General features: G+C 67.9%; 17 protein-coding genes. 10 read left to right on the top strand and 7 right to left on the bottom strand.

What is annotated here, in order from left to right:
- Window positions 1-91: 91 nt before the first annotated feature.
- The gene (locus AC3ITM_RS13880; protein WP_489265769.1) at window positions 92-979 is read right to left on the bottom strand and encodes a sigma-E factor negative regulatory protein; all 888 of its coding nucleotides are present in this window, start codon (window positions 977-979) and stop codon (window positions 92-94) included.
- Window positions 976-1,596 (bottom strand): RNA polymerase sigma factor RpoE, encoded by a 621-nt coding sequence (rpoE, locus tag AC3ITM_RS13885; protein WP_228884238.1) that lies wholly within the window; start codon window positions 1,594-1,596, stop codon window positions 976-978. The genes AC3ITM_RS13880 and rpoE overlap by 4 nt, the downstream gene beginning before the upstream one ends.
- 238 nt (window positions 1,597-1,834) lie before the next feature.
- On the opposite strand from rpoE, the gene AC3ITM_RS13890 reads away from it, so the two are divergent.
- The 4 genes from AC3ITM_RS13890 (at window position 1,835) to AC3ITM_RS13905 (ending at window position 6,591) form a co-directional block, all read left to right on the top strand.
- Entirely contained in the window at window positions 1,835-3,898 is a 2,064-nt protein-coding gene (locus AC3ITM_RS13890) for a 3-hydroxyacyl-CoA dehydrogenase NAD-binding domain-containing protein (protein ID WP_489265771.1), read from the top strand.
- 298 nt (window positions 3,899-4,196) lie between these two features.
- Window positions 4,197-5,060, top strand: coding sequence for a pirin family protein (locus AC3ITM_RS13895; RefSeq protein WP_489265773.1), 864 nt, complete (start codon window positions 4,197-4,199; stop codon window positions 5,058-5,060).
- A gap of 99 nt (window positions 5,061-5,159) precedes the next feature.
- On the top strand, window positions 5,160-5,882 hold the full coding sequence (gene aqpZ / locus AC3ITM_RS13900) for an aquaporin Z (protein WP_489265774.1): 723 nt from the start codon (window positions 5,160-5,162) through the stop codon (window positions 5,880-5,882).
- 247 nt (window positions 5,883-6,129) lie between these two features.
- Window positions 6,130-6,591: a hypothetical protein gene (locus AC3ITM_RS13905; RefSeq protein ID WP_489265776.1), complete on the top strand. Its 462-nt coding sequence runs from the start codon at window positions 6,130-6,132 to the stop codon at window positions 6,589-6,591.
- 77 nt (window positions 6,592-6,668) lie between these two features.
- On the opposite strand, the gene AC3ITM_RS13910 is transcribed toward AC3ITM_RS13905, so the two are convergent.
- A complete protein-coding gene (locus tag AC3ITM_RS13910; RefSeq protein WP_489265777.1) occupies window positions 6,669-7,520 on the bottom strand; it encodes a pirin family protein in 852 nt (283 codons plus the stop codon).
- A 247-nt stretch (window positions 7,521-7,767) separates the two neighbouring features.
- Between AC3ITM_RS13910 and AC3ITM_RS13915 the strand changes: the two genes are divergently transcribed.
- Window positions 7,768-9,849 carry a carbon starvation CstA family protein gene (locus AC3ITM_RS13915; RefSeq protein ID WP_489265779.1) on the top strand — a complete coding sequence of 694 codons (2,082 nt, stop codon included), beginning with the start codon at window positions 7,768-7,770 and terminating at the stop codon, window positions 9,847-9,849.
- Entirely contained in the window at window positions 9,849-10,073 is a 225-nt protein-coding gene (locus AC3ITM_RS13920; protein WP_228884231.1) for a YbdD/YjiX family protein, read from the top strand. The genes AC3ITM_RS13915 and AC3ITM_RS13920 overlap by 1 nt, the downstream gene beginning before the upstream one ends.
- Before the next feature lie 173 nt (window positions 10,074-10,246).
- Here AC3ITM_RS13920 and AC3ITM_RS13925 read toward each other — a convergent pair whose 3' ends face one another.
- The 4 genes from AC3ITM_RS13925 to AC3ITM_RS13940 form a co-directional block, all read right to left on the bottom strand.
- Window positions 10,247-11,383 carry a DUF3103 family protein gene (locus AC3ITM_RS13925; protein ID WP_489265780.1) on the bottom strand — a complete coding sequence of 379 codons (1,137 nt, stop codon included), beginning with the start codon at window positions 11,381-11,383 and terminating at the stop codon, window positions 10,247-10,249.
- 312 nt (window positions 11,384-11,695) lie between these two features.
- Complete coding sequence (locus AC3ITM_RS13930) at window positions 11,696-12,946, bottom strand: DUF819 family protein (protein ID WP_489265782.1); 1,251 nt, start codon at window positions 12,944-12,946, stop codon at window positions 11,696-11,698.
- 114 nt (window positions 12,947-13,060) lie between these two features.
- Window positions 13,061-14,371 carry a sensor histidine kinase gene (locus AC3ITM_RS13935; protein ID WP_489265783.1) on the bottom strand — a complete coding sequence of 437 codons (1,311 nt, stop codon included), beginning with the start codon at window positions 14,369-14,371 and terminating at the stop codon, window positions 13,061-13,063.
- Window positions 14,358-15,059: a response regulator transcription factor gene (locus AC3ITM_RS13940; RefSeq protein ID WP_489265784.1), complete on the bottom strand. Its 702-nt coding sequence runs from the start codon at window positions 15,057-15,059 to the stop codon at window positions 14,358-14,360. The genes AC3ITM_RS13935 and AC3ITM_RS13940 overlap by 14 nt, the downstream gene beginning before the upstream one ends.
- Before the next feature lie 139 nt (window positions 15,060-15,198).
- Between AC3ITM_RS13940 and AC3ITM_RS13945 the strand changes: the two genes are divergently transcribed.
- The 4 genes from AC3ITM_RS13945 to AC3ITM_RS13960 all read left to right on the top strand — a co-directional run bounded on the left by AC3ITM_RS13945 (window position 15,199) and on the right by AC3ITM_RS13960 (window position 21,895).
- On the top strand, window positions 15,199-16,914 hold the full coding sequence (locus AC3ITM_RS13945; protein ID WP_489265786.1) for an ArnT family glycosyltransferase: 1,716 nt from the start codon (window positions 15,199-15,201) through the stop codon (window positions 16,912-16,914).
- Window positions 16,915-17,024: 110 nt separating this feature from the next.
- Complete coding sequence (locus AC3ITM_RS13950) at window positions 17,025-17,798, top strand: phosphatase PAP2 family protein (RefSeq protein WP_489265787.1); 774 nt, start codon at window positions 17,025-17,027, stop codon at window positions 17,796-17,798.
- A complete protein-coding gene (locus tag AC3ITM_RS13955) occupies window positions 17,795-19,447 on the top strand; it encodes a phosphoethanolamine transferase (RefSeq protein WP_489265789.1) in 1,653 nt (550 codons plus the stop codon). The genes AC3ITM_RS13950 and AC3ITM_RS13955 overlap by 4 nt, the downstream gene beginning before the upstream one ends.
- A 453-nt stretch (window positions 19,448-19,900) precedes the next feature.
- The gene (locus tag AC3ITM_RS13960) at window positions 19,901-21,895 is read left to right on the top strand and encodes a M2 family metallopeptidase (protein ID WP_489265790.1); all 1,995 of its coding nucleotides are present in this window, start codon (window positions 19,901-19,903) and stop codon (window positions 21,893-21,895) included.
- Window positions 21,896-22,624: the final 729 nt, after the last annotated feature.

Raw genomic sequence — 22,624 nt, forward strand, 5'->3', positions numbered from 1 at the left:
CGGCCTCCGGGGGTAGGAAAGGGGAAAAGGGCCGGCGTTCCGGCCAGCAGGCCGGATGCAGGGGAGTAGCGGGAACGCGGGACAGCCAGGCTCAGTCGCGCTGCCGGCGTGGCGCCGGCACGACCGGGTCGGTCTCCTGCAGGCGCGGCTCGAAGGGGTAGAAGGCGGCCTGGGGCTCCTGCGCCGAGAGGCTGGCATTGAGCGCCCCGCCCGCGGCCGGCGCCAGGGTCGAGCGCGGCCACGGCTTGGCCTGCAGGCTGCCGACATCGCCGAACGGGAACTTGCGGGCATGGGCGGCCGGCAGTGCCGGGGCCAGGGGCGCGGCCTGGCTGGCCAGCGCGCGCTGCGGTTGCGCACTGCGCCCGGCGGCGCTGCGCGCGGCCTGCTGGGTGCGGGTGGCACTGGCCCGGCGCGCGGCGGCCACGTCCTGGCGGCGGCTGGCGGCCGCCACCGCGGCGGCGGGCACGGCGGCCATGGCCACGCCAGCGTCGACCGAGGCGGCCGTCGCCGGCGGCGCCACCGGCAACGTGGCCTGGCTGGCGATCACCGTGGTCGGCGTATCCAGCGGTGCCTGCTCGGGCAGCTGCTGGCGGGTCATGAACATCGCCACCGCCGCCACCGACGCGGCCAATGCCGCACCGCCGCCCCAGCGGCGCCAGCCGCTGCGGCGTTCACTGCGGCGCTCGGCGCCGGCCTGCGCGGCCGGCAGCGGCTCACCAGCCACGGCCTGGGCGACCGCATCGCTGAAGCCGGCCGGGGCGGGCGCGCAGGCCTGGCCACGCAGCACATCGCCAAGCAGCTGCCAGCGCTCGTGGCAGCCGGACAGCGCCTGGTCGTGCTCCAGCCGGCGCAGCATGAAGCGCGCCTGTTCGGCCGGCAGCTCGCCGTCGATCAGCGCCGACAGCTGCTGGCGGTGGTGGGCGTCGAACTTGTCGGCCGGCGCGCCGGTGGAAGGGGAAGGGGACAGGTTCGGATTCATGCGCGGCTCTTCTCGCGGGTGGCGCTGCCGACATCCAGCAGCGGCCGGAGTTCAGTGTCGATCGCCTCACGCGCACGGAAGATCCGCGAGCGCACGGTGCCGATCGGACACCCCATCTTCTGCGCGATATCCTCATAGCTCAGGCCTTCCACCTCGCGCAGGGTGATGGCCGACCTCAGTTCTTCGGGCAACGCCGATACCGCCTTCATCACCGTCTGCTCCAACTCCTGGCGCATCAGTTCGCGCTCGGGGGTGTCGGTATCGCGCAGGCGGGTACCGCTGTCGAACTGCTCGGCATCGCCGATGTCGATGTCATCGGTGGGCGGGCGGCGGTTGTGGGCGGCGAGATGGTTCTTGGCGGTATTCACGGCGATCCTGTGCAACCAGGTATAGAACTGGGCGTCCCCACGGAAACTGCCGATCGCGCGGTAGGCGCGGACGAACGTGTCCTGGGCAACGTCCTGACATTCACTCCAGTCGGCGATGTAGCGCCCGATCAGGGCCACGATCCGATGCTGGTACTTGCGTACCAGCACATCGAAGGCCGCACGTTCGCCGCGCTGCACGCGCCGGACCAGCTCCAGGTCCAGCTCCTGTGGTGTTTCAACCTCGGCCATGTGGGGCCGCACTCCTGTCAGCCCAACCGACGTCGGGCAATGAGACTGCCAATCCCGGGAAAAGTTCAGCGACCGATCGCCCGACGCCGCACCAGCTTTTAACTACCGTTCCGTTAAGGTTCCCGTCCACGGCCATGATCCGGGCCCGGCCTTCCCCCAGCTATAGGGATTTGACGGGGAGGAAACAACCTCTGGATCATAGCCCCCTTCTCCATACACAACCGGATGGAACGCTCCCATGCTCTCAGGCTTCGATGGGCTCCGCTTCTCACATTGGCACCCGCAGATCCGTGACGATGGTGTCGTGGTGCTCAGCCTCGACCGCCACGACAGCAGCGTCAATGCGATGTCCCAGGACGTGCTGCTGGAACTGGGCGACCTGATCGAGCGCATCGCCATGGACCCGCCCAAGGCGGTGGTGATCCAGTCGATCAAGCCGGCCGGCTTCATCGCCGGTGCGGACCTGAAGGAGTTCCAGGAATTCGACCGCCGCGGCACCGTCAACGACGCCATCCGCCGCGGCCAGAGCACCTACCAGAAACTGGCCGAATTGCCCTGCCCGACCGTGGCGGCGATCCATGGCCACTGCCTGGGCGGCGGCACCGAGCTGGCGCTGGCCTGTCGTTACCGGGTGGCCTCCAACGATGCCTCCACCCGCATCGGCCTGCCGGAAACCCAGCTGGGCATCTTCCCCGGCTGGGGCGGCAGCTCGCGCCTGCCGCAACTGGTCGGCGCGCCGGCGGCGATGGACCTGATGCTGACCGGCCGCACCCTGTCGGCGTCGGCCGCACGCGGCATCGGCCTGGTCGACAAGGTGGTGGCCCCGGCCGTGCTGCTCGATACCGCCGTCGCGCTGGGCCTGTCAGGCACCACCCGCCCGTTCAGGCAGCGCGCCACTGCGTGGGCCACCAATACCTGGCTGGCACGCAAGCTGCTGGCCCCGCAGATGGCCAAACAAGTAGCGCGCAAGGCCAAAAAGGACCACTACCCGGCCCCGTATGCGCTGATCAACACCTGGGCGCGCACCGGCGGCAGCCCGATCCAGACCCGCCTGGACGCCGAGCGCCGCGCGGTGGTCAAGCTGGCCGCCACCCCGACCGCGCGCAACCTGATCCGCATCTTCTTCCTCACCGAACGCCTGAAGGGGCTGGGTGGCAAGGACCACCGCATCAGCCACGTGCACGTGGTCGGCGCCGGCGTGATGGGCGGCGACATCGCTGCCTGGGCGGCCTTCAAGGGCTTCAACGTGACCCTGCAGGACCGCGAGCAGCGCTTCATCGACCCGGCCATGGAACGCGCGCAGGCGCTGTTTGCCAAGAAGGTCCGCGACGAGGCCAAGCGGCCGGCGGTGGCCGCGCGGCTGAAGGCCGACCTGGCCGGTGAGGGCGTGGCACTGGCCGACCTGGTGATCGAGGCGATCATCGAAGACGCCGATGCCAAGCGCAGCCTGTACCAGACGCTGGAACCGAAGATGAAGGCCGGTGCGCTGCTGACCACCAACACCTCCTCGATCCCGCTGATCGAACTGCGCGACCATATCGAGCACCCGGCGCAGTTCGCCGGCCTGCACTATTTCAACCCGGTGGCGCAGATGCCGCTGGTGGAAATCATCCACCACGACGGCATGGCGGCGGACACCGAGCAGCGGCTGGCGGCGTTCTGCAAGGCGCTGGGCAAGTTCCCGGTACCGGTGGCGGGCACCCCGGGCTTCCTGGTCAACCGGGTGCTGTTCCCGTACATGCTCGAAGCAGCCACCGCCTATGCCGAAGGCATTCCCGGCCCGGTGATCGACAAGGCGGCGGTGACGTTCGGCATGCCGATGGGCCCGATCGAACTGCTGGACACGGTCGGCCTGGACGTGGCCGCCGGGGTGGGCAAGGAGCTGGCGCCGTTCCTGGGCCTGCAGATTCCCGCTGCGCTGCAGACCGTCGAGCCGGGCAAGCGCGGCAAGAAGGACGGCCAGGGCATCTACAAGTGGGACAACGGCCGCGCGCAGAAGCCGGACGTGCCGGCCAACTACGCCGTGCCCGCCGACCTGGAAGACCGCCTGATCCTGCCGTTGCTCAACGAGGCGGTGGCCTGCCTGCACGAAGGCGTGGTGACCGATGCCGACCTGCTCGACGCCGGGGTGATCTTCGGCACCGGTTTCGCCCCGTTCCGCGGCGGCCCGATCCAGCACATCCGCGCCACCGGCGCCGACGCCCTGGTGGAACGCCTGAAGGTGCTGCAGCAGCGCCATGGCGACCGGTTTGCGCCGCGCCCGGGCTGGGACGCCACCGCGTTGCGCGAACCGGTGGCCTGAGTTTTCTGCCAACGGGTGAAATGATGACGCCACCGTAAGGTGGCGTCATTGTTTGCAGGGTCTCATCGTCGTCTCCCCCGCTGTTGCCGCTGCTCCTTCTGACCGCCGACGCGGCGACGTGTCCGGAGGTGGCCGGGTGGCACACGGTAAACGTGCGCCAGTAGACGCCGTTTGCACGTCGGCTTCGTCATGTGGCGTTCCACCGTCCCGCGCAACAACTTGTTACCCAAACAGGTCATCCCAACCCCACCGCCGCATGCCATCCTGCCCTCCTGTCCACGCCAGCGAGAAAGCCCGCATGACGACGATCATTGCCCCCCGCGTCCACGACATCGGCGGCCTCCAGGTACGCCGCGCCGTGCCTACCCTGCAGGCGCGCAGCGTCGGCCCGTTCGTGTTCGTCGACCAGATGGGCCCGGCCGTGCTCGCCCCCGGCACCGGCATCGACGTGCGCCCGCACCCGCATATCGGCCTGGCCACCGTCACCTTCCTGTGGTCCGGCGCCATCGGCCACCGCGACACCCTCGGCTCGGACCAGGTGATCCGCCCCGGCGATGTCAACTGGATGACCGCCGGCCGCGGCATCGCCCACTCCGAACGCACCCCGCCACCCGAACGCCAGCATGACCATCCCATCCACGGCATGCAGACCTGGGTCGCGCTGCCGAAGAACTTCGAGGAAACCGACCCGGGCTTCTTCCACCACGCCGCCGCCACCCTGCCGCAGCAGCGCCGCGACGGTGCCTGGCTGCGCGTGATCGCCGGCCGTGCCTATGGCGAGGAATCCCCGGTGAAGGTGTTCGCCGACACCCTCAACGTGGCCATCGACCTCGACCCGGGCGCTGAAATCGACCTGGACACCGGCCACACCGAGCGCGCCATCTACATTCTCGAAGGCGACGCCCAGCTCGACGGCGTGGACCTGCCGGCCCAGCACCTGATCCTGCCCGAACACAACGCCCGCGGCCGGCTGCGCGCCAAGACCCCGGTCAAGGCCATGCTGCTCGGCGGCGAACCGCTGGATGGCCCGCGCCACCTGTGGTGGAACTTCGTGTCCAGCTCCACCGAGCGCATCGAGCAGGCCAAGCACGACTGGGAAGCCGGCCGCTTCGGCACCATTCCCGGCGACGACCAGGAATTCATCCCGCTGCCGGACCACTGAGCCGCACCGCGCGCCGCCTTAACGCCACCTTCACCCGGATGAACCCTGATTCAGCTACTTTTCACCCACCCACCCCGGGCATTCTGTGGAGACTGATTGATGAGCATGGGCAAACGTCTGGCGGCCGAGTTCCTCGGCACGTTCTGGCTGGTGTTGGGCGGCTGCGGCAGTGCCGTGCTGGCCGCCAAGTTCGGCGGTGACGGCAATCCGCTGGGCATCGGCTTCCTCGGTGTGGCGCTGGCCTTCGGCCTGACCGTGCTGACCGGTGCCTATGCATTCGGGCACGTTTCCGGCGCGCACTTCAATCCTGCGGTCAGCGTCGGGCTGTGGGCCGGTGGCCGCTTCCCGGCCCGCGACCTGCTCCCCTACATCGTGGCCCAGGTGCTGGGCGGCGTGCTGGCCGGCTTCATCCTGCTGCAGATCGCCTCCGGTGCGCCGGGCTTTGCCATCGACGGCAGCCAGGCCGGCGCCTTCGCCAGCAACGGCTATGGCGCGCTGTCCCCGGGCGGCTACAGCATCGCCGCCGCGTTCCTGTGCGAGGTGGTGCTGACCGCGGTGTTCCTGGTGGTGATCATGGGCGCCACCCACGGCAAGGCCCTGGCCGGGTTCGCCCCGATCGCGATCGGCCTGGCCCTGACCTTGATCCACCTGATCAGCATCCCGGTCACCAACACCTCGGTGAACCCGGCCCGTTCCACTGCAGTGGCGGTGTTCGCCGGCAGCGGCGCGCTGGGCCAGTTGTGGCTGTTCTGGCTGGCGCCGCTGCTGGGCGGGCTGATCGGCGGCATCGTCTACAAGTGGATCGGCGCCGAGCCGCGCTGACCGATGGCGGGCGCGGTGGCTCACCGCGCCCGCAATCGAGACGGTCTTGGCGCTCGATCTGGTTCATCTGAAACCTTTATTTGTAGATCCAGTCACATTCCGTTAAGGTCGAAATCACCACGCCGTCACCTGGCGGAGGGTGTTCCGGGACGCGCATGGGGATTGCGCTGCGGTCGGCCAGGGCTCGCATGGCCACCGGAATCTTCTGCCAGGCACGTGCGCGGCCATTCCGACCTTGGGGGAAAGCATGAACGTCCTGCGCGCTGCCGTGTGCCTGATCCTGTTGTCGTCCGCTGTGGCGGCATCGGCCCAGGCGCCGAACGAATGTCCATCCCTGCCTGCCGGCAGCGGCCTGCAATGGCAGCAACAGGCACAAACCGATTTCATCCTGTGCAAGGCCAGCACCAGCGACGGCCGCGAAGTGCTCAGCCTGATGCTCAGCACACGCGATCCGGCGCTGCCGCTGAGCCGTCCGCTGCGCCAGGAAAAAGGCGGTTTTGCCGGCGAAACCCTGTACTGGTACCAGCCCGACCTGGGCGGCCAGAAGCCGCCGGGCTACGACACCCGGCGCATCACCGTGGTCAAGTACGACAAGAACCGCTATGCGCAGATCGCCCTGTATGCCGGCGATGCGCAGGAACTGGGCACGCTGCAGACCCTCACCCAGGGGATGAACCTGAACCCGACAGCGGTTGCCGCAGGGCGCTGAGATGGCCAGGGCGGTGCACGGCGCACCGCGCGGGAACATCGGGCATCACGTGGTTGCCGGCCAGCGGCCGGCATTACCTAGAACCGCCCTTCCTGGAAATCCACGAAGGCCTGCATCAGTTCCTGCCGGGTGTTCATCACGAACGGGCCGTGCCGCATGACCGGCTCGCGCAGCGGACGGCCGGCGACCAGGATCAGCCGTGCACCGTCAGCCCCGGCCTGCAGCTGCAGCGCCTCACCGCCGCCGAGCACCGCCAGTTCCTGGCGCGCCACCGGCCGCGCATCGGCGTCCTGCCCCACCGTCATTCCGCCCTCGAAAACATAGGCGAACGCGTTATGGCCCGGCGGCAACCGATAGTCCCACCCGGTGTGCGCGGCCAGGGTGATATCCAGATAAAGCGGATCGGTGGCCGGCTGCACGATCGGGCCGGTGGTGTCGCCGACCCGGCCGGCGATCACCTTCACCTGCACGCCTTCGGCCGGCGTGGTCTGCGGAATGCGCTCGGGGGCGAATTCCTGGTACTTCGGCGCGGTCATCTTGTCGCGCGCCGGCAGGTTCACCCACAGCTGGAAGCCGCGCATCCGCCCCGATTCCTGCTCGGGCATCTCCGAATGCACCAGGCCGCGGCCGGCGGTCATCCACTGCACGCTGCCCGGGGTGAGCAGCCCTTCGTTGCCGTGGTTGTCCTTGTGCCGCATGCGCCCATCGAGCATGTAGGTAACCGTTTCAAACCCGCGGTGCGGATGGCTGGGGAAGCCGGCAAGGTAGTCCTCGGCGCGGTCGGTGCCGAATTCGTCCAGCAGCAGGAACGGGTCCAGGTCGGGCAGCGACGGCCCACCGATCACCCGGGTCAGGCGCACGCCGGCGCCATCGGAGGTGGCCGCGCCACGGATGGTGCGCTGCACGCGCGCCGGGATTGGGCTGCTCATGTTGACTCCAGCGAAAGGAAACCAGGAACAAGATGGGCGCACCCGCCGTGGCCGCCAACCGCCATGCCCGCAACCGATTGTTCCAGCGGTGACGTGCGCATGCCGCGCACGGCCGCCGTGTCCGCTTTCCCACCCCACCCGCGTTGCGCACTACGACCAAAGTACTAGCGGCAAGACCCCGTCTTTGCATTGACCCGATCAGTGCCAAGGCAGACTCTTACGGTGATATTCAGGGAGACGCAATCTCATGAAAGGTTTTTCCAAGCTGGGCTGGGCCGCGCTCGCGCTGCTCGGCGCGTTCTGTCTGGGAACAGTGGCACTGCGCCGGGGCGAGCACATCAACGCCTTGTGGATCGTGGTGGCCGCCGTCTCCATCTACCTCATCGCCTACCGCTTCTACAGCCTGTTCATCGCCGACAAGGTGATGCAGCTGGACCCGACCCGGGCTACCCCGGCGGTACTCAACAACGACGGCCTGGATTACGTTCCCACCAACAAGCATGTGCTGTTCGGGCACCACTTCGCCGCCATCGCCGGGGCCGGGCCGCTGGTCGGGCCGGTGCTTGCCGCGCAGATGGGCTATCTGCCCGGCCTGCTGTGGCTGGTGGTTGGCGTGGTGCTGGCCGGTGCGGTGCAGGACTTCATGGTGCTGTTCATCTCCAGCCGCCGCAACGGCCGTTCGCTGGGTGACCTGGTCCGCGAGGAAATGGGCCAGGTACCCGGCACCATCGCGCTGTTCGGCGCGTTCCTGATCATGATCATCATCCTGGCCGTGCTGGCGATGGTAGTGGTCAAGGCGCTGGCCGAAAGCCCGTGGGGCATGTTCACCGTGATCGCCACGATGCCGATCGCGATCCTGATGGGCGTGTACATGCGCTACATCCGCCCCGGCAAGATCGGGGAGATTTCGGTGGTCGGCCTGGTCCTGCTGCTGGCGGCGATCTGGTACGGCGGCAGGGTCGCCGCCGACCCGGTCTGGGGCCCGGCCTTCACCTTCACCGGCATCCAGATCACCTGGATGCTGATCGGCTACGGTTTCGTCGCCTCGGTGCTGCCGGTGTGGCTGCTGCTGGCGCCGCGCGACTACCTGTCCACCTTCCTGAAGATCGGCACCATCGTGGCGCTGGCGATCGGCATCCTGATCGTGATGCCCGAGCTGAAGATGCCGGCGCTGACCCAGTTCGCCGCCAGCGGCGACGGCCCGGTGTGGAAGGGCGGAATGTTCCCGTTCCTGTTCATCACCATCGCCTGCGGCGCGGTGTCGGGCTTCCATGCCCTGATCGCTTCGGGCACCACGCCCAAGCTGCTGGCCAATGAGCGCCACATGCGCTACATCGGCTACGGCGGCATGCTGATGGAATCGTTCGTGGCGGTGATGGCCCTGGTGGCGGCCTCGATCATCGAACCGGGCATCTACTTTGCGATGAACAGCCCGGCGGCGGTGATCGGCGCCGACGCGGCCTCGGCGGCGCACTACATCACCACCACCTGGGGCTTCACCATCACCCCCGAACAACTGGAGGCGACCGCAGCGGCCATCGGTGAACCCACCATCCTGCACCGCGCCGGTGGCGCGCCCACCCTGGCCGTTGGCATCGCGCAGATCCTGCACCAGGCCATCCCCAGCGGCAGCAACGCGATGATGGCGTTCTGGTACCACTTCGCGATCCTGTTCGAAGCCCTGTTCATCCTCACCGCGGTCGATGCCGGTACCCGTGCCGGTCGCTTCATGCTGCAGGACCTGCTGGGCAACTTCATCCCGGCACTGAAGAAGACCGAATCGTGGACGGCCAACATCATCGCCACCGCCGGCTGCGTGGCGCTGTGGGGCTACCTGCTCTACACCGGCGTGGTCGACCCGTTCGGCGGCATCCAGACCCTGTGGCCGCTGTTTGGCATCTCCAACCAGATGCTGGCCGGGATCGCGCTGATGCTGGGCACGGTGGTGCTGTTCAAGATGAAGCGCGACCGCTTTGCCTGGGTCACCGCGGTGCCGGCGGTATGGCTGCTGATCTGCACCACCTACGCCGGGCTGATCAAGATCTTCGACAAGAACCCGGCCCAGGGCTTCCTGGCCCAGGCGCACAAGTTCCAGGACGCGATCGCCACCGGCACCATCACCGCGCCGGCCAAGAGTCTGGAACAGATGCAGCAGATCGTGGTCAATGCCTACGTCAATACCGGGCTGACCGTGCTGTTCCTGTTCGTGGTGTTCTCGATCCTGGCCTATGCGATCAAGACGATCGTCCTGGCCCGCCGCAACCCGCAGCGCAGCGACCAGGAAACCCCGTACGTGGCGCTGCAGCCGCACCAGATGGCGGACCTGTAATGGGTACCGAACTGGTCACCGTCGGCCAGTACCAGGCGCACCGCCGCTTGTGGCGGCGCCTGGTACAGACCGCGCGCCTGTGCTGCGGCATTCCCGACTACGACAACTACGTGCGTCACGTGCTGGAGAACCATCCCGACCGGGTGCCGATGGACTACAAGACCTTCTTCCGCGAGCGCCAGGAGGCGCGTTACGGCGGCAGGAACGGTGGGCGCTGCTGTTGAGCGCGATGGCATCTGAAACGCAAACGGCGGCGCGAAAGCGCCGCCGTTTTTTCATGGCTACACCCGGTTATGGGCCGGCTTCCATGAGCCGTACCCGGTAGTGCCGGCCGCTGGCCGGCTCCAGGCGAAACCGTGGACTCACGAGGAGCCGGCCAGCGGCCGGCACTACCGGGCTATTCGGTCAGTGTCACCGGAGCCAGCGCGACCTTGGCATTGTTGGCCGCGCCCATGCGGTCGGTGTAGGTCTGCCCGCGCTGCAGCAGGTAGAAGCTGTCCAGATAATCGGTGTCGTTGGCGAACCAGCTGGCGGGCATCGCCTTGAGAATGGCCCCGGCGATGTCGGCGATGACCGCGTACTCCGGCGCGAAGGCGCCCAGCGCCACCTTGACGCCATCGGTCAATGCCACCAGCAAATCCTGGTAGTTGGTATCGCCGTCATCTTCGAACAGCTGCACGTTGGCCGCGTCGAAGCGGTAGTTGCCCCAGACCACCAGCGGTTGGCCGGGCGTGTAGTCGGTGTTGTCGTGGTCCAGGTACGGCAGGGTCAGCGTGGCGATCTCCGGTTCGGCCGCACCGATCTGCAGGCCCGACACCACGGCGAATACCTCCGCCCCGCCCAGCGCCCACGGCTCCTGGTCGTCGGCCAGCCGGATGCGGTCCAGCCGGGTCAGGTCGAGCGACGCGCTGCCGTTGGCGGCCAACCGGACGCGGTCCGGCGATTGCAGGCCGCGCGCCTGCAGCCCGGCGTTGACCACCGCCATGCCCTCTTCCATCGCCGTGCGCGTATCCACGTCGACGATCAACACCGGGAAGGCTGGCGCGGTGCGCGCGTCCAGCGTGTGGCGGCGTCCCTGTGGGTCGTAGGCGTTCAGCGTGGTCCAGTGGCGGTCATCGCCGCGTGGCAACACTGCCACCCACAGCTGCGCGGCGGGCATGTCGGCCAGCCGGGTACCGGTAGGTACGTAGGCGCGGAGTTGCAGCAGGTCCGCGCCGATGGCGGGCAGCCCCTTGCGCTGGCGCAGCTGGCGATCCTGGGCGGCCAGCGCGCGCGTGGCCTGGGTGCGCGCCTGCGGGTCGAAGCGGGCCATCACCTGGGCCAGCGGCACGCCGTCGGGGCGCGTGGTGAGTGCGCCGGTCACCGCCGCAGCGAAGCCCGGCTGGGCAATCAGCGCGGCCACATCACGGGCACTGGCATCGGTAATGGCCTGCACATCGGCGCGTTCGATGCGCGCGGTCTGGGCAACGGCGGTGGCGCTGGTCAACAACAGCAGCGCGGTGACACAGCATCGGAACAGTCCCTGCGGTTTCATGCAACGTCCTGGCTGGACGCCGATTGCCATCGGCGGAGATTCCCACCCGTGATGCCCTCCGCCACGGGCTGGCGCATGAGGCAGCACGTTACGGGCCAAACGCCGTTGCGTCTGATACCCGTTCCACACTCTGGACGTCGCGCCGGATGGGCCGCGCGCGCTCGGCCTATCGCGCTATCACACCCGATAGCGCCGGCCGCTGGCCGGCTACGGAATCTCCATGTACCGGTAGCGCCGGCCGCTGGCCGGCTCCAGGCGAAACCACGGGTTCATGAGGAGCCGGCCAGCGGCCGGCACTACCGGTTTGACAGGTCAGGCCCCGGCCATCCATTTCAGGATCAACCCGGTCACATAGGCCAACCCGGTCCCGGTGGCGTAACCCACGGTGCCCAGCAACACCCCGACCGGCGCCAGCGACGGATGGAACGCCGCGGCCACCACCGGTGCCGATGCCGCCGCACCGATGTTGCCCTGCGAGCCGATCGCAAAGAAGAACAGCGGTGCGCGCAGCAGCTTGGCGGCGATCCACAGCACCAGGATGTGGGTCAGCATCCAGATCGCGCCCAGCGCGAACAGCCAGGGGCGGTCGAGCAGCGACAACAGGTCCATCTGCATGCCGATGCAGGCGATCAGGAAATACAGGAACAGCGTGCCCAGCCGCGACGCCCCGGCCGATTCCAGGCGGCGCGCGCGGGTGAAGCTCAGAGCCAGGCCGAGCGCGGTGGACAACAGCACCACCCAGACGAATGCACTGTCCAGGCTGAACTGGCTGGCCCAGCTGACGTTGGCCTTGAACCAGCCGCTCAGCGGCGCGGCGATGGCATGCGCCAGGCCGACCCCGCCCAGCGCCACGCCGACGATCACCATCAGGTCGGTCAGGCTGGGAATACGCGCATTCTGCGCCTCGTAGGCCGAAATCCGTTCCTTCATTTCATCGATGGCGCGGGTATCGGCACCGCTGCGCGTGTCGATCTGCCCGGCACGGTTGGCCAGGAACAGCAGCACCGCCATCCACAGGCTGGCACAGGCCACATCGACCACCGCGAACTGGCCGAAGGTGGTGGCATCGGTGCCGAACACTTCGCGCATCGCCACCATGTTGGCGCCGCCGCCGATCCAGCTGCCGGCCAGCGCGGCCATGCCCTTCCAGGTATCGCCGGCCACCGTGGCCGGGTGGATCCAGGACATCGCCTGGAACGACACGATCGCACCGAGCACGATGCCCAGGGTACCCGCGCAGAACATCACCAGCAGCTTCGGACCCAGCTTGAGGATGCCCTTGAGATCGATCGACAGGGTCAGCAGCACCAGCGCGGCCGGCAGCAGCACATCGCGCGCGATCGGGTTGTACAGCGAGGTGTTGTGGCCGTCGATGAGACCGGCGGTGTTGTAGATGGCCGGAATGAAGTAGCACAACAGCAGGGCCGGCACCCAGGCGAAAATTCGCTTCAGCAGTGGGGTCGGGCCGCTGGCGGCCCAGAAAATCAGCGCCAGGGTGGCGGCGATCAGGCCGAGGCCGACGATGTCGCTGGTGATCAGGGCAGTACTGGTTTCGGTCGGCATCACGCCATCCTTCTGTCGATCGAAGAAAAAAAAGCGCCGCATAAAGCGGCGCCGGAACAGCTTAACACTGCCTTCACGCTGCGCCACGGTGCGGCGCAGCGAACACCATGCCGATTACGTCACGACCGCGCCACCGCTACCGGGCCGCGAGGCGCCCAGGTCGAGGATCACCCGGGTACCGCGCGGCGCGCAGGGTTCGATCTGCAACGCCCAGCCCAGGTGGTCGCACAGCTTGGCGATCAACTCCAGCCCGATCCCGCTCTGTTCGTTACGGTCGCCGCGGGCCATGCGTGCATGCACTGCGGCAATCTCCTCCGGGCTCATGCCGTGGCCGGGGTCCTGCAGGGTCACCACCGCCGCCGCCGACACCCGGATATGGATGGTGCCGCGGCCACTGTTTTCGATCGCATTGCGCAGCAGGTTGCCGATCGCCGCCTGCACCACGCCCAGCGGCGCGAAGATTTCCACCTGCGCCAGGCCATCGACCTCGATGCGCATTTCCTTGTCGCCCATCAGATGGCGATGGTCCTCGATGATCTCCGGCACCAGCTGGTCCAGCGCGATGCGCTCGCCCAGTGCGGCCAGCCGGGCCGGCTCGCGCGCCAGCACCAGCAGCAGCTGGATCAGCTGCTCCACGCCCTGTGCGGTACGGTGCACCCGCTGCATCTGCTGGCGTGCACGGGCCGGTACGTCGGGCTGGTCCAGCGCCAGTTCGGCCGCACCGGTGATCACCGCGATCGGCGTGCGCAGCTCATGGCTGGCGGTGCTGATGAACAGACGCTCGCGTTCGACGAACCGCTCGTTGCGGTCCAGATAATCGTTGACCGCATCGGCGATCACATACAGTTCCGAACTGCCGCGCCGGTCCACCGTCACCCGCTGCCCGGCCACGCCCGGCTTGAGCCCGTCGATGCGCTGGGCCAGCGAACTCAGCGGCCGCACCAGCCGGCTGACCCCCAGCGAGGCCATCACCACGGTGACGATGATCATCAGCACGCCGGCCAGCAGCACCCAGCGCGTGGCGAACTGCTCCAGTTCATGGAAGTCGTTGATGTCCAGCACCAGCGCCAACCGGCCCTGGTTGCGCGTATCGCGCACCATCACCGCGCTGGAGCGGCCGTTGACCATGACCCCATCGTGCAGGCCCGGGTGCAGCGCGCGCAGGCTGGCCGGTACCTGGCCGCTGTCGTCGACGGTGAACAGGCGCAGCGTGTCCGAGTCCTGCCAGCGGTAATGCGGCTCGTGCTCGATATGGTTGACGATGCTGTCCAGTTCGGAATTGAGCAGCGCACGCCAGGCCGAGTGTTCGGCATGTTCGTGCACGTAATTGCCCACGCTGAACACCGCCAGCGAAATCAGCGCCAGGTACGCCAGCATCCACCACACCAGGCGGCGGTGCAGCGGCGCGGGCCTACGCGGTTTCATCGTGGGCCACGCTGCTGCCCATGCCCAGCCGGTACCCGACCCGCGGCAGGGTGTGCAGCAGTTTCTGCTGGAACGGGCCATCCACGCTGCGGCGCAGTTCGTACACATGCGAACGCAGCAGGTCGCCATCGGGCGGCTCATCGCCCCACAGGGCGAACTCCAGCTGCTGGCGGGTCACCGCGCCGGGGCTGGCGCGCATCAGCACTTCCAGCAGCTTGCGGCAGGCCGGGTACAGGTGCAGCGGCTTGCCGTCGCGGTGCGCTTCCAGCGTGGCCAGGTCCAGCTTGAGGTCGGCCACTTCCAGCACCTTGCGCGGGTTGCGGCCGTGCGCGCGCACCATCAGCGCATCCAGCCGCACTTCCAGTTCGGGCAGCGCGAAGGGTTTGGTCAGGTAGTCGTCGGCGCCGGCGCGGAAGCCGGCGATCTTGTCCGGCAGCTCGTCGCGCGCGGTCAGCATGATCACCGGCACTTCCGAGCCATGCTCGGCACGCAACCGGCGCAGCACTTCCGGGCCTTCCATGCGCGGCAGCATCCAGTCCAGGATCAAGGCGTCATAGGCATGGCTTACCGCCAGGTGCAGGCCGGTGACCCCATCGGGCGCCACATCCAGCACATGCCCGCGCGATTCGAAGTAATCGAACAGGTTGGCGACCAGTTGGCGGTTGTCTTCAATGACCAGAAGCCGCATGGCAGACTCTCGAGGGTGGATCGGCGCATGGTAGCCGGATCCGTGTCGGAATCCGGTCGCAATCCGGCCGCCCCGGGGGTTTCGACGCTTTTCCTACGCTGTCAGGGAGACAGTGGTGGTTTTGCTGAAGGGCCCGGCTATGCCCGATTTCCTGTTGTCGCGCCGGCGCGGGTCGATCCTGGCCTGCATCGCCATCGTGCTGGCCCTGCTGGCCGGCATCGGCCTGCGCCAACCGTCGCCGCCGGATGAGCCGCGGTTCGTGCTGGCTGCGCGTGCGATGGTCGACAGCGGCCAGTGGTTGCTGCCGCATCGTGGCAGCGAGCTGTACGCGGAAAAACCGCCGGTGTTCATGTGGATGCAGGCGGCCAGCCACCAGCTGTTCGGCGGCTGGAACCTGGCCTTCCTGGTGCCATCGCTGCTGGCCGGGCTGCTGACCCTGTGGCTGACCTGGGACCTGGCGCGGCGGCTGTGGAACCGGCAGGTGGCCGGGTGGGCGGTGCTGGCGCTGTTCAGCTGCCTGCAGTTCGGGCTGATGGCCAAGCGGGCGCAGATCGACATGGTGCTGGTGGCGATGACCACGCTGGCCATGTGGGGCCTGTTGCGGCACCTGCTGGAGGGCCGCAACAGGCCTGCGCTTTGGCTGGCCGGGTTTGCCGCCGGCCTGGGCACGGTGACCAAGGGCGTGGGCTTCCTGCCGCTGCTGGTGCTGCTGCCCTGGGCGCTGTGGCGCTGGCGCAGCCGCGACCGGGCACGGCCGGCCACGGGCGCCAGCGCGCGCAGCCTGTGGTGGCTGCTGCCGGCCTTCGGGCTGGGCACCGCAGTGTGGCTGGCACCGCTGGGCATCGCCCTGCTGCACCACCCCACCCCGGAGCTGCAGGCCTATGCACGCGAACTGCTGTTCAAGCAGACCGGCACCCGCTACACCAGCGCCTGGCACCACGTGCAACCGGCCTGGTACTACCTGCAGGTGATCGCCACCCTGTGGCTGCCCGGCAGCCTGCTGCTGCCGGCCCTGCTGCCGGCCTGGTGGCGCCGGCTCAAGCGCCTGGACGGCCGCTACTGGCTGCTACTGGGCTGGGCGTTGCTGGTACTGGTGTTCTTCAGCGCCAGCCCGGGCAAGCGCGAGGTGTACATCTTCCCGATGCTGCCGCTGCTGTGCGTGGCCGCCGCGCCGTTGTTGCCGGGCCTGCTGCGCCGGGCCGGGCTGCGCTGGCTGCTGCTGGCCTATGCCGCGGTGCTGGCGGTGGCCGCGCTGTACCTGGGCGCGCAGCTGCTCGGCGGCAGTACCTGGGCGCATGCGCAGCTGGCCCGCCGGCAGATGCCCGACAGCCTGCTACCGGTCCTGGGCGGCTGGATGCTCGGTGCCGGAGTACTGCTGGCCGCGCTGGTGCTGTGGCTGCGCCAACGCCGCGCCGGCCTGGTTGTCGTTGTCACCTCGTTCCTGCTGTGGAACCTGTACGGCTGGGGATTGATGCCGGCGCTGGATCCGTACAGTTCGGCCTCGGCACTGATGCAGCGGGTGGGCCAGCGGATCGGTCCGCAGGCCGAACTGGGCCTGGTCGCCTGGCGTGAGCAGAACCTGCTGCAGGCCGACCGGCCGGTCACCGAATTCGGTTTCAAACGCCCCTGGGATGCGCAGTGGCGGTTGGCCGGCCCCTGGCTGGCGCAGGCCCCGCAGCGCCGCTGGCTGCTGGTGCTGGATGCGGCGATGAGCCCCTGCGTGGACCGCGCCCAGCTGATCGGGATCGGCAGCAGCAACCGCAACCGCTGGCAGCTGCTGCCGGGCACGGCCTGGCGCCGGGACTGCGATGCCCACCTGCCGGCGGCAGCCGCGTCCAGCGACGACCAGGACTGAACGGAAACCGGCCCCGGCGGCGTTTAACCCACGGCCAACATTGCTCCGACCGCTCTCCGACAGACCGCTGACGACCATGGCGCCGGATCTTTCCACCGGTTGTTTCGACCATGTCCTCGGTACCTGTCGTTCCCTTTCCCATCCCGCTGGTGGCCGCCACCGCCGCCCCGCACTTCCTGCGCCGGCACCTGTGGCTGCCGTTGCTGGCCACGCTGGCGGCCAGCACGGTGCTGATGGGCCTGGGCGGCGACCAGTGGCTGGCCGACCGGTTCTACCAGATGGAAGGCCAGCACTGGGCGCTGCAGAACGCCTGGGTGACCAGCCATCTGGTCCACCACGGCGGCAAGTGGATGAGCACCGCCGCCGCGCTGGTGGTGGTCGTGCTGTGCACGCATGCCTGGCGCCGCCCGCGCGCGGCGGCCTGGCGCTGGCCGCTGCTGTACCTGGTGCTGGCCGTGGCACTGGGGACCGGGGTGGTCTCGCTGCTCAAGTCGGTGACCAACATGGACTGCCCCTGGGACCTGGCCCGCTATGGCGGCCTGCGCGAATACGTGGGGGTCTTCGCCGCACGGCCGCACGGCATGCCGCGCGGCGTCTGCTTTCCTGCGGGCCACTCCAGTGCGGGGTTCGCCTGGATCGGCCTGTACTTCTTCGCCCTGATGGTGCGCCCGGCCTGGCGCTGGCGCGGCCTGGCCGTCGGGCTGCTGGCAGGCGCCGTGTTCGGCCTGGCCCAACAGCTGCGCGGCGCGCATTTCCTCTCCCATGACCTGTGGACCCTGGCCACCTGCTGGCTGGTCTCACTGGCGCTGTACTGCGCGTTTCAACCCCTGCTCAGGCCGGCCGACCAGACCCATCGCGCCGTGGCACAGGCAGAGCAGGCATGAACGCATCGGTATCGCGCCCGGCACGCAGCCTGGACCTGACCGGCCTGCGCAGCTGGCGCCCGCAGTGGTCCACCGAAACCCTGATCACGCTGACCAGCCTGTTCTTCGCGCTGGCCTGCAATGGCCTGTTCTGGCACAGCGCGATGGCCACCCATCCGGGCAGCCTGCGTTTTGCCGCCTCGCTGCTGCTGTTCCTGGTCGGCGCGCACTGCCTGCTGATGGGCCTGCTGGTATGGCGCTGGAATGCCAAGGTGGTGGTCGGCATGCTGCTGGTGGGCACGGCGCTGGCCGCCCACTACATGGGCAGCTACCACATCTATCTGGATGCGGACATGCTGCGCAACGTGCTGGCCACCGACCACAAGGAAAGCGGCGAGCTGATGACCGCGGCGCTGCTGCCGCCGCTGCTGTTGCTGGCCGTGCTGCCGATGCTGCTGCTGTGGCGGGTGCAATTGGTCAAGCGTTCCTGGGCCAGGGCGTTGTTGTGGCGCGGCGGCTTCCTGCTGCTGTCGGCACTGGTTGCCCTGGGCGGTGCGATGCTGTCCTTCCAGGAGATGTCGGCGCTGATGCGCAACCAACGCGAAGTGCGTTACCTGGCCACCCCCGGCAATTTCCTGCTCGGCCTGCCCAAGGCACTGCGCGGGGACAACCCGATCCAGCGCGCGCCCAAGCTGCCGATCGGCACCGATGCCAAGGCCACCGCGCGTGCAGCCGGAAGCCGGCCGCGGCTGCTGGTGATCGTGATGGGCGAGACCGCGCGCGCGCAGAACTGGGGGCTCAACGGCTATCCCAGGCAGACCACGCCGCAGCTGGCCCAGGCCGGCGTGATCAACTTCCCGGACATGCATGCGTGCGGCACCAGCACCGAGGTATCGCTGCCCTGCCTGTTCTCGCCGTATGGCCGCCACGACTACGATGAGAAGAAGATCCGTGCCCACCAGTCGCTGCTGCATGTGCTGGACCGTGCCGGCATCGGTACGCTGTGGCGCGACAACCAGTCCGGCTGCAAGGGCGTCTGCGAAGGCCTGCCGGTGCAGGCACTGGACGATGCCAAACACCCGCAGCTGTGCGCCAACGGGCGCTGCATGGATGAGATCCTGATCGACGACCTGGCCACCCAGGTGCGCGCCCGGCCCGGCGACCGGGTGGTGGTGCTGCACCAGCTGGGCAACCACGGCCCGAGCTACTTCGAACGCTACCCGGCCCGCTTCCGCCGCTTCACCCCCACCTGCGACACCCCCGACCTGGGCAAGTGCAGCCGCGAGCAGATCACCAACAGCTACGACAACGCCCTGCTGTACACCGACCAGCTGCTGGCCCGCACGATCGGCACGCTGCAGGGCATGGACGACTACGACACGGCGATGATCTACCTGTCCGACCACGGCGAGTCGCTGGGAGAAAAGGGCCTGTTCCTGCACGGCATGCCCTACGCGATCGCCCCGCAGGAGCAGACCCGGGTGCCGATGACGATGTGGTTCTCTCCCGCCTTCGCCGCCAACCGCGGGCTCAACCTGGCCTGCGTGCGACAGCGCGCCGGCCAGTACACCGACCACGACAACCTGTTCCCGTCGGTATTGGGGCTGATGCAGGTCAAAACCGCGATCTACGAACGCGACCGCGATCTGTTTGCCGGGTGCGAGGCATAGACCACTAGATCTGCTGAAAGTGTGAAGCTGCTGGCTATTCCCAGTTCCGCTCGGGCCGGGGTGGCCAGACCGTGGCCCCCAAGGTTCTTCCTCGTCGGGCACCAGAATCAAGTTCCTGCAAGCTACTCCCACAGCCGAACCACAGCATCGGTCGTTGCGTTTGCCATGTGCACCAGCCATGTGTGGACGGGTCGGTGTGGGTGGGTTGGCGGGACCGTCGAAAACATGGATGTTTTCGCCGAGCCTACAGGGACGTACTTGCGGCGTGTCCCGACAACCCATCCGCACCGACCCGTTCCCGGAGCCGTGGCGGCCAATTGCTTTTGAATGGCAAAGCGACCATCCAGCCCCAACTCAAGCGTCCTGCGCAGTGGACGTTGCTGCCCTGCCCCTTGCAGTGCAGCGGGCAGCCCACTAGCCTTCGCCGGTCTGTCACCACCCAAGGATGTCCCCGTGAACCACCGCCCGCTCCTGCTGGCCCTGGCTGTCGGTGCTGCCGCACTGACGCTGGCGGCCTGCCAGAAGGACCCCACCCCGGCCGATGCCCCGGCTGCGAACACCGCCAAGCCCGGCGAGAGCGCAGACCAGTTCATCGCCCGCGTCAACGCCGAGTACAAGGCCATGTACCCGGAAATGACCTCGGCGCAGTGGCTGTCGTCGACCTACATCAACGACGATTCCGAGCGGGTGGCGGCCAAGGCCAACGAACGCTGGCTGACCGTGCTCAACGGCTGGATCACCCAGGCCGCCACGTATGACGGCCAGCCGATGAGCGAAGACACCAAGCGCCAGATCCACCTGCTCAAACTGATGACCTCCATGCCGGCCCCGCGCGACCCGGCCAAGCTGTCCGAACTGACCCGTATCGCCAGCCGCATGGAAGGCGCCTACGGCTCGGGCAAGTACTGCACCGACGACGCCGACCCGGCCAGCTGCCGCCAGCTGGGCGAGCTGGAACAGGTCCTGGCGCGCAGCCGTGATTACGACAAGCAACTGGACGCCTGGCAGGGCTGGCACGCCACCACCAAGCCGATGCGCGCCGACTACCAACGCTTCGTCGGCCTGGTCAACGAAGGCGCCAAGGAAATGGGCTTTGCCGATGCCGGCCAGATGTGGCGCAGCGGCTATGACATGCCGCCCGAACAGATCGGCCCGGAAACCGACCGCCTGTGGGAACAGGTCAAGCCGATGTACGAGCAGCTGCACTGCTACGCCCGCACCAAGCTCGACACCACCTACGGCAAGGACAAGGCCGAGACCGACGGTGGCCTGATCGCCGCCCACCTGCTGGGCAACATGTGGCAGCAGGACTGGTCCAACCTGTGGGACCAGCTGGAACCCTATCCCGGCGCCGGCAGCCTGGACATCACCGCCGCGCTGGAAAAGCAGTACCAGACCAACCTCAGCGGCGCGCTGGCCAAGGCCGGCAGCAGCAACGCCAACGTCGAAGCCCTGTTCAAGGCCCAGCGTGAAGCCGAACTGCGCACCGCCAAGCAGATGACCGAACGCGCGCAGGACTTCTACGTCTCGCTGGGCATGCCGGCACTGCCCAAGTCGTACTGGGACAAGACCCAGTTCATCAAGCCACTGGATCGCGACGTGGTCTGCCATGCCAGTGCCTGGGACATGAACATGGACGGCGACGTGCGCACCAAGATGTGCATCAAGCCGACCGAAGAAAACTTCACCACCATCTACCACGAGCTGGGCCACATCTATTACGACCTGGCCTACAACCCGCTGCCGCCGCTGTTCCAGGGCGGCGCCAACGATGGCTTCCACGAAGCGATCGGCGACACCATCGTGCTGGCGATGACCCCGCAGTACCTCAACTCGATCGGCCTGGTCGACAAGCCGCAGGAAAGCCGCGAAGCCACCATCAACGCACAGATGCGCATGGCCCTGAGCGGCGTGTCGTTCCTGCCGTTCGGCCTGATGATCGACCGCTGGCGCTGGGGCGTGTTCGACGGTTCGATCACCCCGGACCATTACAACCAGGCCTGGTGGGAGCTGAAGGCCAAGTACCAGGGCGTGGCCCCGGCCAGCACCCGCGGCGAGGAGTTCTTCGATCCGGGCGCCAAGTACCACGTACCGGGCAACACCCCGTATACGCGCTACTTCCTGGCGCGCATCCTGCAGTTCCAGTTCTACAAGGGCCTGTGCGATGCCGCCGGCTACAAGGGCCCGCTGCACCAGTGCAGCTTCTACGGCAACAAGGAAGCCGGGCAGAAGTTCTGGGCGATGCTGAGCAAGGGCGCCAGCCAGCCGTGGCAGGCCACCCTGCGCGAGATCACCGGCGGCGACAAGCTCGATGCCGGCCCGATGATCGAGTACTTCACCCCGGTCAATGACTGGCTCAAGCAGCAGAACCAGGGCCAGATGTGCGGTTGGAAGGCCCCGGCCGCCACTGCCGCGGCCAAACCGGCGGCGGCTCCGGCCACCCGCTGAGAAGATGCGGCCGACCATGGGTCGGCTGCGCGGTGATGGGACGAAAAAGCCGGCCCTTGGGCCGGCTTTTTCCGTTGGTTCTTCGCCGATGTCCGGGGCTACAGCCCACCCGGTGGCACTATGGGAGCATGCCACCGGGTGGGCCCGGCCGTTGTCCGGTTGTTGCCGCTGCTGTTTCCGCTTCGCGGATAACGTCAAAAGCGTTTCGTGCCCCTCCGGGGCGCGAGTCACTTTCTTGCTCGTGCAAGAAAGTAACCAAAGAACACGCCCCCGTCCGCGATCCGGCGGGCAACGCCCGCCGGTGCCCTGCGCTTCTCGCGTCATCGGGGGACGGCGCGGAACTCGCTGCGCTCAGACACCCGCGCCTCTTCGCCCCCGCTGCCGCTGCGATGCTCGGCTCGCTCCAAGGGGGGAGGTAGATCAAGATCAAAATCACGGGCAACAGCAACAGCAACAGCAACAGCAACAGCAACAGCAACAGCAACAGCAACAGCAACAGCAACAGCAACAGCAACAGCAATCCGACCACGGTCTGACGTTGCTCCAGTTCCTGGCAACCCCATCACAGGTAGGTCCGACCCATGGTCGGACACGCATCGTCTCGGCATCACGCTGTTCGAGCGTGGCTAGGACCTACGCTTTTCCATGCGTGCCAGCCATGTGTGGAGGGCTGGCGTGGGTGGGTTGGCGGGACTGTCGAAAACACGGATGTTTTCGCCAAGCCCCCAC

This window comes from Stenotrophomonas sp. KH_029 (assembly GCF_057839765.1).